11 protein-coding genes are annotated in these 13,974 nt (G+C 64.0%); 5 read left to right on the top strand and 6 right to left on the bottom strand.

Annotated elements, in window-relative coordinates; translation table 11 throughout:
* Window positions 1–21: 21 nt before the first annotated feature.
* The 6 genes from SFA35_RS15690 to SFA35_RS15665 all read right to left on the bottom strand — a co-directional run bounded on the left by SFA35_RS15690 (window position 22) and on the right by SFA35_RS15665 (window position 8,875).
* Window positions 22–1,428 carry a DUF1254 domain-containing protein gene (locus tag SFA35_RS15690; RefSeq protein ID WP_320571462.1) on the bottom strand — a complete coding sequence of 469 codons (1,407 nt, stop codon included), beginning with the start codon at window positions 1,426–1,428 and terminating at the stop codon, window positions 22–24.
* Window positions 1,429–1,443: 15 nt separating this feature from the next.
* On the bottom strand, window positions 1,444–2,892 hold the full coding sequence (locus tag SFA35_RS15685; RefSeq protein ID WP_320571461.1) for a DUF1254 domain-containing protein: 1,449 nt from the start codon (window positions 2,890–2,892) through the stop codon (window positions 1,444–1,446).
* A 14-nt stretch (window positions 2,893–2,906) separates the two neighbouring features.
* Complete coding sequence (locus tag SFA35_RS15680; protein WP_320579061.1) at window positions 2,907–3,674, bottom strand: hypothetical protein; 768 nt, start codon at window positions 3,672–3,674, stop codon at window positions 2,907–2,909.
* Window positions 3,675–4,023: 349 nt separating this feature from the next.
* Entirely contained in the window at window positions 4,024–6,309 is a 2,286-nt protein-coding gene (locus SFA35_RS15675; protein ID WP_320571460.1) for an Orn/Lys/Arg decarboxylase N-terminal domain-containing protein, read from the bottom strand.
* Entirely contained in the window at window positions 6,306–7,727 is a 1,422-nt protein-coding gene (potE, locus tag SFA35_RS15670; protein ID WP_320571459.1) for a putrescine-ornithine antiporter, read from the bottom strand. The genes SFA35_RS15675 and potE overlap by 4 nt, the downstream gene beginning before the upstream one ends.
* A 422-nt stretch (window positions 7,728–8,149) precedes the next feature.
* Window positions 8,150–8,875, bottom strand: coding sequence for an SOS response-associated peptidase (locus SFA35_RS15665; protein WP_320571458.1), 726 nt, complete (start codon window positions 8,873–8,875; stop codon window positions 8,150–8,152).
* Between the two features lie 101 nt (window positions 8,876–8,976).
* Between SFA35_RS15665 and SFA35_RS15660 the strand changes: the two genes are divergently transcribed.
* From SFA35_RS15660 to SFA35_RS15640, 5 genes are all read left to right on the top strand, one after another.
* Complete coding sequence (locus tag SFA35_RS15660) at window positions 8,977–9,405, top strand: translesion error-prone DNA polymerase V autoproteolytic subunit (RefSeq protein ID WP_320571457.1); 429 nt, start codon at window positions 8,977–8,979, stop codon at window positions 9,403–9,405.
* Window positions 9,392–10,678 (top strand): translesion error-prone DNA polymerase V subunit UmuC, encoded by a 1,287-nt coding sequence (gene umuC, locus SFA35_RS15655; RefSeq protein WP_320571456.1) that lies wholly within the window; start codon window positions 9,392–9,394, stop codon window positions 10,676–10,678. The genes SFA35_RS15660 and umuC overlap by 14 nt, the downstream gene beginning before the upstream one ends.
* A gap of 153 nt (window positions 10,679–10,831) precedes the next feature.
* Window positions 10,832–11,527: a hypothetical protein gene (locus SFA35_RS15650; protein WP_320571455.1), complete on the top strand. Its 696-nt coding sequence runs from the start codon at window positions 10,832–10,834 to the stop codon at window positions 11,525–11,527.
* Complete coding sequence (locus tag SFA35_RS15645; RefSeq protein ID WP_320571454.1) at window positions 11,527–12,447, top strand: hypothetical protein; 921 nt, start codon at window positions 11,527–11,529, stop codon at window positions 12,445–12,447. The genes SFA35_RS15650 and SFA35_RS15645 overlap by 1 nt, the downstream gene beginning before the upstream one ends.
* Window positions 12,448–12,594: 147 nt before the next feature.
* The gene (locus tag SFA35_RS15640) at window positions 12,595–13,233 is read left to right on the top strand and encodes a TIGR04211 family SH3 domain-containing protein (protein ID WP_320571453.1); all 639 of its coding nucleotides are present in this window, start codon (window positions 12,595–12,597) and stop codon (window positions 13,231–13,233) included.
* Window positions 13,234–13,974: the final 741 nt, after the last annotated feature.

The following is a 13,974-nucleotide window of genomic DNA, read 5'->3' as shown; positions in this document are numbered from 1 at the left end:
ATGAATCAGTCGGTCGACCCTTCAACGGTCAGTGCTTTGCAGCGGCGGCTGGCGCCATTGCCCGCTGGCCAACTCCGGGCCCGGCATGTAGACCCGCAGCACCGCATAGAAGGGGCCTGCCGGCGTCGGCAACCAGTTGCTCTCGCGGGCTTTACCCGGAGAGTGCGGTTGCAGGTACAGGGTGATGCCGCCGTCGGCGTCGCGGGCCAGGCTGTCGAGCATTCGCGAATTGATCAGGTAGCGCTGCAGGGGGTTTTCCACCAGCAGCTTGGTGGCACCGTCGTACATCGTCAGTGACCAGAACGCCCTGGCTGGCGGCAGTTGATCCTTGGCGAAATGCAGCCGGTAGTCGCGGCTCGCGCCGTTGGCCGGGCGGCCCTGGGCATCGGTGAAGTAGCCGATGTAATTCGCCTCCTCGGCGGAGTTGCCGAAGATCCCCATGTTGGCGCCGGCGTAGCGGTACAGGGTGTTGCCCTGCAGGTGAGCACGACTGCCGAACAGGTCGCTGCTGCTGATCTGGTGGGTGTCGACCCGGGTCTTCTTGAATTGCGCGAACTCGGCCTTGCCGGCATCGATGCCGGCCTGCAGAGCGGCGCGCTGGCCCTCGCTCAGACGCTGTTCGTCGAACGACCCGCCCGGCGTCACGCCGATGCGCGCCAGGCGTGCGAGCAGGTCCTTTTCGGCAGGCTGCGGCGCAGCGAACGCCAGCATGAAGCTCAGATAGCGAAACAGTGCCGGGCTGTCGCTCATGTCTGCCTGAGGCCTTGGCCAGGCAATAGCGGCTGGCTTGGGCGCCGGCGGTTGCCCGAGGTAGCCGCTCAAGGGTTGCACGCGGTAGCCGGCCTGGATCTCGCGCACCTTGGCCAGGTCCGCTTCATCGAACAGCTGGGTGCGGTACAGGGCGTAGACAATGTCGCTTTCACTGTGCACGGCCTTGGCGATGCCGCTGGGCACCGGCCCTTGCCAATGCGGCCCGGCGATCAGAAAGGTGCCGCCCTGATTGCCGGTGGTTCGCGTGCCCAGATAGTCGAAGTTCTGCGTGTAGAGGTCGATCAATTGCACCGAGTAATAACGCTGCGCCTCGATGGCCGGCAGGCTCAGCACCTGAGGTTCGGCACGCAGGTCCAGCCACAGAAACGAGTAGGGCGTGTCGGAGTTAGGGGTGACGAAGGCCTTGTCGCGGGGCGTGAATACCCTGGCGGTGTTGCCGATGCGGTTGAACTCAGCCTTGTAGTCCGCGCCACCCTGGTCCACGGCCTGGGCATAGAGCGTCTTGTACATTTCCACCACAGGGTAGCCGTACAGGTAGGCCTGCTTGGCAATCGCCGTGGTCTCGCTGGCGGACAGCGACGGCGTATCGGCCCAGGTGGCAGCCAGCGGCAGGGCGCAGAGGGCCGCGACGATGGCGTGACGATAGAGAGGCTTCATCCTTGGCTCCACTGTTCAGGGTTCGCGCTGGAAGTCGGCCAACTTCCAGCTCTTGTCAAAATAGGCTTCAGTGGGCGCGTACAGGCGGAAATAGCTGAACCACTGTTTGCCCGGCACGGTTTGCACCCAATTCGCTTCCTTGTCCTTGTCCTTGGGCGGCTGCGGGCCGAAGTACAGGTCTACCGAACCGTCGGGGTTCTTCTTCAGGTCCTGGCGCGAGGACAGGTCGGCTTTGCGCTGCGGGTTGTCGATCAGGCAGCGGGTGGCGATGTCGTAGACCGTCAGCGACCAGAACTGCTTCGCCGGTGGCTGTGCGTCGACGTGCAAGGTGTAGCGGCTGGCGCCGTCCAGCCACTGGCCCTGGGCGTCGGTGTAGGCGCCCAGGTACGTCTGGCCCAGCCCCGGGGTGTGCGAGACCATGCCCTTGGTGTTGGTCACCGCTTCGTAGAACCAGGCCGTGCGCTCCCACAACTGATCGTAATGGGCGACGCGCTGGGACGGATCCTCGATATTGAGCACGGTGTCCCACTGCCGGTCGGGCCAGTAGCGTGCCTGGGGGAAGCGCTTGGCGAAGGTGTTGGCCTTGGCGATCAACTCGCCCATTTGCAGGCCCTGCTCCAGCGCCCGGCGTTGTTCGGCTGTCGGGGCGAACGGCTTGCCCTTTTCAATGCCGAGGCTGGCAAGCATGGCCATGTAGAAGCGATCACGCTCGTTGACCGGTTCGCGCTGAATGATCTCATGCAACAGTTGCCAATAAGCCATGCCGCCGGGCTGGGTACCTGACCAGCGTTTGCCGCCTGGGGTCAGCAGGCGAGTGGCAGCGGGGTGCGCCTGGTCCTTGAGTGGGTACATGCGAAACTTCTGCACCAACGCCTGGCCCTTGGCCGGGTCCGGGTCGAGCACGCGAAAACCCACCAGCACGTTCATGGTTTGCGACGGCGCCAGGTAGTAGCCCTGGGTGTCTGCTGGCGCCGGCGTGCCCGGCGGCAGCACCAGGTATTTGCCGCCCTGGCCTTTGTCCGGCCCGGTCTGGCCCATGTCGACGATCGCTCGCTGCCAGAAGTCGCCCACCCCACCAGCAGTCGGCCCCGGGGGCAGCTCGATGACCAGCGGGCCGGTCTGGTTCAGGTCGACGAAGCCGAGAATGTAAGGCGTGGTGGCGTTTGCGGTAATGACCCCCAGCTTGTCTTCGTAGCTGGTGAGCACCATCAGGTCCCCGTTGCGCGCACCGAGCTTTTCGCGAAATTCCTTCTGCCACTGCGCATAGGACACCAGCGGCAACGCCCACAGGTAGGCCTGGGTGGCCTGTTGAAAGTCCAGCTCGGCGTACAACTGGGCAATGGAGGCGCGGTCTGGCAGGTCACCTTGCAAGGTCACTGGTCCGATGCGGGTATCCACGGCTGACGCGTAGTTGGCGCTCAGGCCCAATAGCAGGGCGACGGTAAGTTTGCTGGGGGCGTTCATGGCTCGGGTCGTCCTCATTTTCCAAAGGTCACATTGAGCCCGGCGAACAGGGTGAAACGCGGCAGGCCATCGCCCTTGTGCTCCACGGTCCACTGCGGCTCGACGAAAGCATTGAAAATGTTGCCGCCGACCTTCCACGCTTTACCCGCGCCCAGGCCCAGGGGGATGTAGTGGGTGTCGTTCTTCAGGTCGAAGGTCCAGGTGGCGGTGGAGCGCAGGTACCAGCCGCGGGGCAGGTTGTGAATGAGGAACGGCTGGAGCGTGGCCGACTCCACGTGGGCGCGGTCGCTGTCGCCAGCGAACGAGCTCTGGTACTGCACCAGCGCGCCGAGCAGGCCGCGCGGCGACGCGTCGATGGCCACGGCGGCCAGCCCGGCCTGCCATTTGCCAGTCCCCAGCTCGTCATGGGCGGCAGTGGGCGCGGTGATCTGCGGGCCGATGCCCAGCTGCACGCCCTCGGTCTTGAGCAGAAAGATATCGAACAGGTTGAGGTCGCCGCTGCCGGTGCTGTAGCCGCCGTGCGGGTCGGGGCGGGTGCTGATCGGCAGGGTGGCGCGCAGCAACTGCGGCACACCGATAAAGGCTCCAGGCGCCACCGGCAAGGTGCCACGCAACAAGGCATCGTTGCTGTGGGCATTGCTGTTGGCGATGTCGGGGGTGTAGTAGTCCTGCAGATTAAACCCCGGCGCCAGGTTCAACGGGTTGTTGCTCTTGTTGGCGGCGTCACTGGTGCCACCAGTGCCGCTACTGTCGGCACAGGCCAGCGCGGGTGCCAGCAACATGGCGGTGAAGAGTGATTTGTTGAAACGGCGGTCCATAGCCATGGCTGATATCCGGGCAGCATTGATCGTGCTGTGGTCGCACTAATAGCGCGACCACACCGTTGTACCTTTATTTACATCGAGCCTTTTTACCGTGCCAACTTCGCTTTCGTTAACGCGACCTGGCAGGCGAATATCATGTATCACAAACTTAGCAGGAAAGTTTCAAGGCGCCAGTTAGTTGTTGAATATTTTCAATAAAACGTAGCAGGCTCTATAGCGTTTTGTAATAAGCGAGGGCGCTGCTTGTTCGGCGTTCCTGCCACTCATCATGGGCGGCGTTATCCGCCGCCCATGCCTGGCTCGCGCGTTATTTCAATACCAGCAACTGATAAACCCCAGCCTCGCTTTCTATGCCATGGGTGTCATGGGTAAACCCGGGAAAGGACTTGTCGAAACTTTCCAGCGCCGCCAGATACCCCAGTAATGGCCCGTCGGCCGGGCCGATGTTTTCACCCGGCATCAATAACGGGATTCCAGGCGGGTAGGGGACGATACCCGTGGCCACCACCCGTCCGGCCGCCTCGGCCAGGGTCACCCGTTCGATCTGGTTCTTGACCAGCTTTTCGTAGGCCTGTACCGGGCTGAATTCGGCGGTGGGCAACATGCCGAAGGCCTTGGCCATGGTCGAGGTGGTGCGGTGCTCCTTCATGGCGGCGAAAATCTCTTCGGCCAGGTCGCGAATGCCCATGCCGGCATAGCGCTGCTGGTTGGCGGCGAGCAGTTCGGGCAGGCACAGCTCCAGCTCCAGGTTGCTGTCGTAGTCACGCTTGAAGTCCAGCAGGGCGTTGACCAGGGTGCCCCATTTGCCCTTGGTGATGCCGATGGAGAACAGAAACAGAATGGTGAAATCGGTGGTTTTCTCCACCACGATGCCCTGGTGCCCGAGGTAGGCGCTGAGCACGCAGGCGGGGATGCCGAAGTCCAGCAGCTCGCCGTCATCGCCCATGCCCGGGCTGAGCACCGAGACCTTGATCGGGTCGAGCATGCAGTAGCCGTCTTCGATGTCGCCGAAGCCGTGCCAGACCTCGTTGGGGTGCAGCACCCAGCAGCTTGGGTCGGTCTTGAGAATAAGCGGGTCGGCATGGTGGAAGGGCACGCGGCGCCCGTCGATGGTCACGGTCGGCGGCTGCCAGCAGGAGAAGAACCAGTCGTCGTGGCCGAGCATTTCGCTTTTCATGCGCGAGATGACCTGGCGGAACGCAATGGCCTCCTCGATGGACTCATTGGTGAGGATCTGCCCGCTGGGCGCTTCCATCATCGCCGAACTGACGTCGCACGAGGCCATGATGGCGTAATTGGGGGAGGTCGAGGCGTGCATCATGAACGACTCGTTGAAGCGCCCGTGGGGGATCGGGTTGCGGCCGTTGCGCACGTGAATCATCGAGGCCTGCGACAGCGCTGCCAGCAGCTTGTGGGTCGACTGCGTGGCGAACACGGTGGGGCGCGACGGGTCGTGGTCGGCCGGGTCGCCGTGCATGGCGAAGCGGTCGCGGTACAGCGGGTTGAAGCGTGCGTAGCCGTACCAGGCCTCGTCGAAATGCAGGCGGTCGACGCTTTCGCCGAGCAGTTGCTCGACCCGCGTAACGTTGTAGGTCAGGCCGTCGTAGGTGGAATTGGTGACGATGGCGTGCACGGGTGTCGGGTCGATGTCGGCGCCCACCAGCGGGTTACTGGCGATGGCTGCCTTGATCGCCTTGCGGCTCAAGGTTTGCGGGAGAATCGGGCCGATGATGCCGTAGCGGTTGCGGGTCGGCACCAGGTAGGTGGGGATGGCCCCCGACAGGGTCATCGCATGCTCGGCCGATTTGTGGCAGTTGCGGTCGCATAGGGCGATCTGGTCGCGGGTCACGCTGGCCATCAGGATCACCCGGTTGGAGGTCGAGGAACCGTTGGTGACGTAATAGGTACGGTGCGCGCCGAACACCTTGGCCGCGTAGCGTTCGCCTTGGCCGATGGGGCCGCTGTGGTCGAGCAGCGAACCCAGTTCACCGACCGAGATGGACAGGTCCGAACGCAGCAGGTTTTCCCCGAAGAACTCGTAGAACGCCCGGCCGGCGGTGCTTTTCAGAAAAGCCGTGCCGCCGGCGTGGCCTGGCGTGTGCCAGGAGTATTCGTAGGAGCGGGCGAACTTGAGCAGGGCGCCGAACATCGGTGGCAGTACGGCCTGACGGTAACGCTCGATGGCGGCCAGGATGCGCCCGCTGAGGAAGCGGCTGGTGTCCTCCGGCAGCCAGATGAAGTCGTCGGCGTGCTGCATCACCACCAGCGGAATGCTCGCTGCGGTGCTGCGGTCGCTGATCAGGAACACCGGCACGCGGGTGTTGCGCTCGCGCAGGTCGGTCAACAGGCGGATGCATTCGGCGTGGCCTTCGCTGGTGTCCATCTCCCAGCTGAGCAGCACGCACTGCACTGCGGGGTCGGAATGCAGGATGGAAGTGGCGTCACCGAGGCTTTCCGAAATCAGGATACTGATGGAGCGCTCTTCGACGTCGGCGATCAATTGGTTCAATGCGCGGCCGAATACCGTGCGTTTGTCCGGTGCGGCGCTGACCAGCAGGGCCAGCATGCCGAGCAGTTGTCTGGGTTCGCTCATGGGCGGGTCTCCATAGGGGCGTGCAGGGGCGCCAGGGGCAGATTGTTGACCGGGATCGGCTCGGCGCTCAGGTGCTGCGCGGCCACGGTCTGGGTCGGTACGCTGTTGTTCAGCGCTTCAAGGCGGATCAGGCGGGTGTTGACGAAGCCGAACAGCGTGTAGCCGGCGATGGTCGCCACGCCGCCGAGCATCAGCGCCTGTTCGCCCGAGCTGTACAGCGCCAGGTAGCTGTAGGCTGCCGCCACGCCGGCGACGATGTTGGTCACCAGCGCCTTGTTGGCCGGGACGTTGGAGATCTTCTGCAGGGTCACCAGGGTGGCCATGGAGAGGATGTAGGGCACCAGGTTGGTGACCACGGCGAGGTTGACCAGGGTGTCGAACTGCTTGGCCAGGTCCGGGCTGATGGTCAGCAGGGCCATGGCGGTCTGGATCGCCAGCAGGATCAGCATGCTGATGATCGGCACGCCATGCTTGTTGGCCTTGGCGAAGATCGGCAGGAAGTAACCGGTGTCGGCCGAGCTCTTGAACACCTGGGCGACGGTGAACTGCCAGCCCAGCAACGAGCCGATGCAGGCCAGCACCATCAGGCCCATGACGATGTTGCCCACCAGCGGGTTGAACATCTGCGCGAACACCAGCCCGAAGGGCGCGGTGGAGGAGACCAGCGCGGCGTTGTCGACGATGCCGGCGATGACGTTGGTGGAAACGATGTAGATCACCGCTGCGCCCAGGGTGCCGCCGAGCACGGCGATGGGTACGTTCTTCTCGGGGTTTTCCACTGCATCGCCGTTGGCGCACGCCGACTCCAGGCCGAGGAACGCCCACAGGGTGATGGCCACCGAGGCGCCGGCGGCGTCGTACCAGGTCTTGTCGTGGGGGTTCCAGCCGGCGGCGTAGATGCTGCTGTCGAACCAGAACCAGCCGATGGTCGATACCAGCACCACCGGCGCGATCACACCCCACACCGTCACGGCGCCGATCTTGCCGGTGATGCTCGCGCCGCCGAAGTTGGCGAAGGTGGTCACCCATAACAACGCAATGGTCGCCAGGCCGACTTGCAATGAGCCCAGTTTGATATCGAACAGCGTCTGGATATAACCGACAGCGGTAATGCTGATCGCCACGTTGGCAATCAACAGCGACAGGCCGTAAGTGTAGTTGGTGATGTAATTCCCGGACTTGCCGAAGGTATATTCAGCATAACCGCCCATACCGCCGGTCTTTCGGCTCAACATGCCGCAGCGGGCGAAGGCATAGGCCAGCGCCAGAGAACCGGTGGCGGTAATCAACCACGACAAAATGGAAATGCCGCCGACCTCGGCAAGTTTGGTCGGTAATAGCACAATGCCTGATCCGAGCATATTGACCGCAGTCAACATGGTCAGCTGCACCACGCTCATTTTCTTTGCGGCAGCCATCCTCAAGCCTCCATGATCCATTTTGGTGCTTACAGTGATAGCTAATAATTCTCGATCCGCAAGCTCGTTATCGCGACAAGAAGGGAACTGCGGCTGGAATAGCGAAGTTGGTTAGCTGGCTATGTAATTATTTAATGCCAATATGCCATATCTTTGCAGTGCTTGCTTTGCGGGGCCTGGGCGGGATTGTTCGACAGGAATCAATGGAACTTTCGAGGGTTTTTTGCACTAAAGAGGGGCCGGTCATTGGCCGATGTATTTTTATTTACAAGCCAGGGTAGGCGGGGGAGTGGGGCAATCGTGGGAGGGCGAAGCCCGCGAGCTTTTCACAAGTTCAAACCGGCCTACGGCCTCTCGGGGGCTTTGCCCCCTCCCACGTCTGTCGGCGATAGCAGGCGATCTGCACAGCGATGGCTGTCAGGTCAGTCGAACAAGTCACCCGTCTCCGGCAACGGCGGCACCACCACTTCGTCGATCAACTCGCCGCCTTGATTGCGCACATTGCCCACTGCCGGCCCCACCCGGTACCACTCGAAATCCGCCACTGCGCGCCCGGCGCCGCGCATCAGCTCGTCGGCCTGCGCCGCCTCCAGGCCATACTCGAGCCACTGGCGCGCCGCCTCGGGGCCGAGCACCACCGGCCGGCGGTCGTGGATATCGACCATGCCGGCATCGCTGGCGTCGGTGATGATCACCACGCCGTCGCCTTCGCCAGGCGCAAGCCCCGGCGTGACCTGGGCCAACCCGGCGAAGAACATCGGCGCGCGGTCTTTCAGGCGGATGTAATACGGCTGTTTCTTCTTCGGGTCCTGCGCGTCCTTGACCCACTCATACCAGCCATTGGCCGGCACCAGCACGCGGCCCTGGGGCCAGAGCTGCTTGAAGAACCTGCTGGTGGCCACTGTCTCGCTGCGCGCATTGATGCTCGGTGGCCGCTTGCCTTTGGCCCAGAAAGGCTCCCAGCCCCAGCGCACCTGCTCCAGGCGCAGCCCGGCCGATTCGCCGACGATCACCGGCACGCGGGTCGACGGGGCGATGTTGTAGCGGCTGGCCGGCTCGGGTTCGACGTAGCTGATGACCAACTGCTGCGGCGCCAGCTCGCGCAGGTAGACCTCCATGGGCTGGTACATCGAATAGCGTCCACACATGGCGTTTCCTCCCGTCGAAATTTTCCATCTGTGCAATTGACCACAGCGCGGCTTCACAGTTAACTGTATATTCATACAGTACACATTTTGAGGCAATTTAAATGTTCACCTTGCTGGGTCCCCTGGCAGTCGGCGGCGTCCGGCTGCCGCTGTATTCCTTCCGGGTGCCGTGCGGCTTCCCGTCGCCGGCCGCCGACCACATGGAGCGCAAGATCTCCCTCGACGAGCTGCTGGATATCCGCGCGCCGCACATGTACCTGGTGCGCATCGAGGGCAACAGCATGATCGGCGCGGGCATCTTCAGCGGCGACCTGGTGGCGGTGGATCGCTCCATCGAGGCCGAACACGGCCATATCGTCATTGCCGCGATCAACACCGAGCCGGTCTGCAAGCGCCTGCACAAGCGCGGCCAGGAGGTGATCCTGAAGTCCGAGAATCGCGACTTCCCGCCCCGCTATGTGATGGAAGGCGACGAGCTGATCATCTGGGGCGTGGTCACCTTCAGCGTACGTGCCCATGAAAAGCTCTGAAAGCGGCGGCCACGCCCCGGCGTTCGCCCTGATCGACTGCAACAGTTTCTACGCCAGCTGCGAGCGGGTGTTTCGCCCTGACCTGCTGCGCACGCCCATCGTCGTGCTGAGCAACAACGACGGCTGCGTGATCGCTCGCTCGGCCGATGCCAAGCCGTTCGTGAAGATGGGCGAGCCGTATTTCCAGATCCGCCACAAGCTGCGCCAGCACGGTGTGTTGGCGTTCTCCAGCAACTATGCGCTGTACGGCGACATGAGCGAGCGGGTGATGAGCGTGATCGAGGCCATGGTCCCGGCGGTGGAGGTGTACAGCATCGACGAGGCGTTCGCCGACCTGACCGGCATGACCGAAGACCTCGACGCCCTCGGCCGGCGGATTCGCGCACGGGTCCACCAGTACACCGGCATCCCTGTGGGGGTCGGCATCGCCGGCACCAAGACCCTGGCCAAGCTGGCCAACCACGGCGCCAAGAAGTGGCAGGCGCAGCTGGGCGGGGTCCTCGACATCCGCGCCCCGCAGCGCCGCGACCGCCTGCTCAAGGCCTGTGCGGTGGGCGATGTGTGGGGGATCGGCAAGCGCATGTCGGCGCACCTGGAGGGCCTCGGCATCAAGACTGCCTGGGACCTGGCCCAGGCCGACGCCCGCCTGCTGCGCGACAAGTTCAGTGTGGTGATCGAGAAGACCGCCCGGGAACTGGCCGGCACGCCGTGCCTGGCGCTGGACGATCCCGACCCGCCGAAGCAGGAAATCTGCTGCAGCCGCATGTTCGGCCAGCGCCTGGACAGCCTGCCACCGCTGCGCGAGGCGGTGGCCACCTACATGATGCGCGCCTCGGAAAAACTCCGCGCGCAGCAGTCGCTGTGCCGGCGAATCCGCATCAGCATCCGCACCGGCATGTTCAACCCGCAGGAGGCCAAGTACGCCAATGGCGTGATCGTCTGCCTGCCGTACCCCACCGATGACGTGCGCCTGCTGACCAAGGCGGCGGTGCAGGGGCTCGAGCAGGTGTTTCGCGAAGGCTACCAGTACAGCAAGGCCGAGGTGCTTTTGCTCGACCTGTGCCAGCGCGGCGAGTACACCGACGACCTGTTCGCCGCCTCGCAGCCGGCGGCCGCCGAACAGGTGATGCGCGTGCTCGATACCATCAACGCCCGCTGGGGCCGCGGCACCCTGCGCCCGGCGGCGGTGCCGCTGATGCCGGACTGGGGCATGCGCCAGGAGTTGATGAGCCAGAGCTACACGACGACGTTGGAAGAGTTGTGGCGGGTGTGAATGCAGGCGCTTGGGGCAGGGCACAAAGCCGCCGCGCGCCAGCAGGCGAGGGGGATTCACCAGCGTCAAAAAATAAGTATCAAAAAGCCATCAAGTTATTCACGGCCGCGCCGAAACAACCAATCGACATTCATCATTAAAAGGAATTTTTCCATGTCGCTTGCCTCGTTACGCCTGGGTCTTGTCTGCTGGTTGCTGGCCGGTGCGCTTACCGGGTGCGGTTCCACCGTGCAGAAACCGATCGATCTGGACCCGCAGTTCTGGAGCGAAAAACAGCCGACCATCGGCGTTGCCATGACCACACTGCCGGCCTCGCAACTGGCCCTGACCGGCCAGCAAGGCCTGCTCGACCTTGCCATCAACACCGGCGTCAACAGCAAGCTCAGCGCCCAGGTAGCCACCTGGAAGCTGCAGGATGCCGCCACCATCCCCGACGAGATCGTCGCCAAGCTGCAAGCCAAGGGCTACAGGGCGAAGAAGATCGACGAGGTCATTGACCTCAAGCAATACAAGGAAGCCAAGTTTCACGAAGGTTTCTACAACCGCGATCTGAGTCCGCTGCAGGCCAAATATGGCGTTGACCGCCTGCTGCTGATTTCCTACACCGCCAGCGGCGCCTATCGCAGTTACTACAGCGTGATCCCCACCAGCGTGCCAACCCCGCAAGTGGGTGGCGTCGGCGCCGTGGTCGACCTGCGCGACAACCATTTGCTGTGGTACAAACCGTTCGCCGTGGTCAAGCCGGCGCAGGGTGAGTGGGATCAACCCAACTATGCCAATCTGGCCAATGCCTATTACCAGGCGGTGGACAGCAGCCGGCAGTTGGTCATCACGCCGTTCGCGCAATGATGGCCGCTACCACCCGGTGCGCCCTGGCCATGGCCGCAGCGCTGTTGCTGGGCGGCTGCGCGCAGCAGCCGCCCAGCGAGAAAAGCTTCAATGGCCCGCAGGCTTTGCCCTATGTCAACGCGCACGGCCTGCAGGTGCAGGTCCAGATACCGCGCGATGGCTTTGTCAGCGCCAGCTGGGTCATCGATGCCAAAGCCGCCCAGGCTGCGGCGCAGACCACTGACAGCATTACCCGCAGCTCGGTGCAGGCGGGTGGCGTGGTCGGGCTGCTGGTTGCCAGCGCGATCAATACCCAGACCGGCACCGGTGTGCTCGAACGCGATGCTCGTGCCGCCGCCCAGCGCGACGCGCGACCGATGGCGGCGCTGCTGGCCGAGCAGGCCGAAGCCGACCGGCTGGCGCGGCGTTTTCGCCAGGCCAGCCTTGACGCCGGTTTGCCCGCCGGGCAGGGCGCGATCACCGCGCGCCTGTTGATCGAGCCGCAGCTGGTGCTGTCGGCCGATCGTGGCAGCTTCGTGCTGATCAGCCGCGCGCAGGTGCAGGACATCGCCGGTGAGCCCTTGTACCGACGCCACATCGAAGTGGTGGGTGCGCCGTTTCGCCGCTGCGGTGCCCAGTGTATCGACGACGGCCAGCTTGACCTGGCCGCAGTCGACCAGCAGTTGCAGCAGTGCATCGAGGAAACCCTGCGTGTGCTGGCGCAGGACTTGCGCGCTGGCGACAGCGATGACCTCGGGCAGCAACTGACGGTGCGCTATGTGCTTGACGGGCAGCGCCAGGTCGAGCGCGGCTGGTTGTTGCCGGCCTTGCCGGTGGCGACGGGGACGGCGACGGCGGGCAACCAGTACCATCGCTACCGCAACCTGGACGGCGCCTTGAAATCGGTGCCGGTGCCGTTCGAGAACATCGCCACCCAATAGCCTGGCGTCGCCCCCGTTCTTCGCATAAATGAACCTGAAGGCTTTTTTACGGTCTCTGCCAAGCGGTCATTCCCCGGGCGCCTTAGCCCCCGCTTGTGCCGGCTCGACCATCGGAGCCTTCATTTTCATTTCACGCGAAGATCATTCATGTCCTTTCTGTCCCGTCTTTTTTCTCTCGTCACCGGTATTTCCACTGTGGTCGGCGCCACCCTGCTGCTGGCCGGCAATGCCGAAGGCGCCGACGCCGAGCGCTGGATCAGCGACAACCTGACCACCGTGGTGCGCAGCGGCCCCACCGACGGCTACCGCATCATCGGTATGGTCAAGTCCGGGCAGAAGGTGCAGTTGATCAGCACCCAGGGTGATTACAGCCAGATTCGCGGCGAGTCGGGCGACACCGTGTGGCTGCCCAGCGCCAACCTGCAGGAACAGCCCAGCCCCAGCGAACGTCTGCCGGCGCTGACCCAGCAGGTTGGCGAGCTGAATGACCAGCTCAAGACCATCGACGACAGCTGGAAGACACGCGTGCAGGGCATGCAGGAGACGCTGGATGCGCGCAAGAAGCTCATCGACGAGCTGCAGGCGCACAACAAGGACATCGATGCGCAGCTGACCGCCGCCCAGACCGAAGTGCGTACGGTGCAGGCGCAGCTGGGCGACGAGAACAAGCAGGTGCTGATGCGCTACATGGTCTATGGCGGCGGCATCGCCGGCGCGGGCCTGCTGGCCGGTCTGATCCTGCCGATGCTGACCCGCGGGCGCAAGCGCAACGATCGCTGGTTCTAAGCGCAAGAGATGAGCGGCCTGACGGCCAGTCAAACCTGGCGTTCGGGGTTGCCCCGCTCGCCAGCTGCGCCGGCTCCTACGCCACCTGTGGGGTTATCCCGGACCGTTGTAGGAGCCGGCGCAGCTGGCGAGGGCATCACCTCGGTTGGCGGGTGGATCATCTGCTGGTATCGCGGCTCATGGCCAATCAAACCTGGGGTTGGGTGTTGCTTCGCTCGCCAGCTGCGCCGGCTCCTACGCCACCGGTGGGGCATTCCGGGGTCGGTGTAGGAGCCGGCGCAGCTGGCGAGGGCATCACCTCGGTGGGCGGGTGGATCATCAGCTGGTATCGCGCCCCATGGCCAGTCAAACCTGGCGTTCGGGGTTGCCCCGCTCGCCAGCTGCGCCGGCTCCTACGCCACCTGTGGGTTATCCCGGACCGTTGTAGGAGCCGGCGCAGCTGGCGAGGGCATCGCCTCGGTGGGCGGGTGGATCATCTGCTGGTATCACGCCCCAGGGCCAGTCAAACCTGGCGTTCGGGGTTGCCCCGCTCGCCAGCTGCGCCGGCTCCTACGCCACCGGTGGGTTATCCCGGACCGTTGTAGGAGCCGGCGCAGCTGGCGAGGGCATCGCCTCGGTGGGCGGGTGGATCATCTGCTGGTATCGCGGCTCATGGCCAATCAAACCTGGGGTTGGGTGTTGCTTCGCTCGCCAGCTGCGCCGGCTCCTACGCCAGCTGTGGGTTATCCCGGACCGTTGTAG

Origin of the sequence: Pseudomonas sp. HR96, assembly GCF_034059295.1 — a bacterium.
In the GTDB taxonomy this organism is placed as follows: Bacteria; Pseudomonadota; Gammaproteobacteria; order Pseudomonadales; family Pseudomonadaceae; genus Aquipseudomonas.
Note: the sequence above shows the minus strand (reverse complement) of the source record. Positions and strands in the feature narration are given on the sequence as shown.

Excerpts from the sequence above, each read along its gene's own strand:
- SFA35_RS15690 (WP_320571462.1), bottom strand. The coding sequence starts at position 1,428 with ATGAAGCCTCTCTATCGTCACGCCATCGTCGCGGCCCTCTGCGCCCTG.
- SFA35_RS15685 (WP_320571461.1), bottom strand. The coding sequence starts at position 2,892 with ATGAACGCCCCCAGCAAACTTACCGTCGCCCTGCTATTGGGCCTGAGC.
- SFA35_RS15680 (WP_320579061.1), bottom strand. The coding sequence starts at position 3,674 with ATGTTGCTGGCACCCGCGCTGGCCTGTGCCGACAGTAGCGGCACTGGT.
- SFA35_RS15675 (WP_320571460.1), bottom strand. The coding sequence starts at position 6,309 with ATGAGCGAACCCAGACAACTGCTCGGCATGCTGGCCCTGCTGGTCAGC.
- potE (WP_320571459.1), bottom strand. The coding sequence starts at position 7,727 with ATGGCTGCCGCAAAGAAAATGAGCGTGGTGCAGCTGACCATGTTGACT.
- SFA35_RS15665 (WP_320571458.1), bottom strand. The coding sequence starts at position 8,875 with ATGTGTGGACGCTATTCGATGTACCAGCCCATGGAGGTCTACCTGCGC.
- SFA35_RS15660 (WP_320571457.1), top strand. The coding sequence starts at position 8,977 with ATGTTCACCTTGCTGGGTCCCCTGGCAGTCGGCGGCGTCCGGCTGCCG.
- umuC (WP_320571456.1), top strand. The coding sequence starts at position 9,392 with ATGAAAAGCTCTGAAAGCGGCGGCCACGCCCCGGCGTTCGCCCTGATC.
- SFA35_RS15650 (WP_320571455.1), top strand. The coding sequence starts at position 10,832 with ATGTCGCTTGCCTCGTTACGCCTGGGTCTTGTCTGCTGGTTGCTGGCC.
- SFA35_RS15645 (WP_320571454.1), top strand. The coding sequence starts at position 11,527 with ATGGCCGCTACCACCCGGTGCGCCCTGGCCATGGCCGCAGCGCTGTTG.
- SFA35_RS15640 (WP_320571453.1), top strand. The coding sequence starts at position 12,595 with ATGTCCTTTCTGTCCCGTCTTTTTTCTCTCGTCACCGGTATTTCCACT.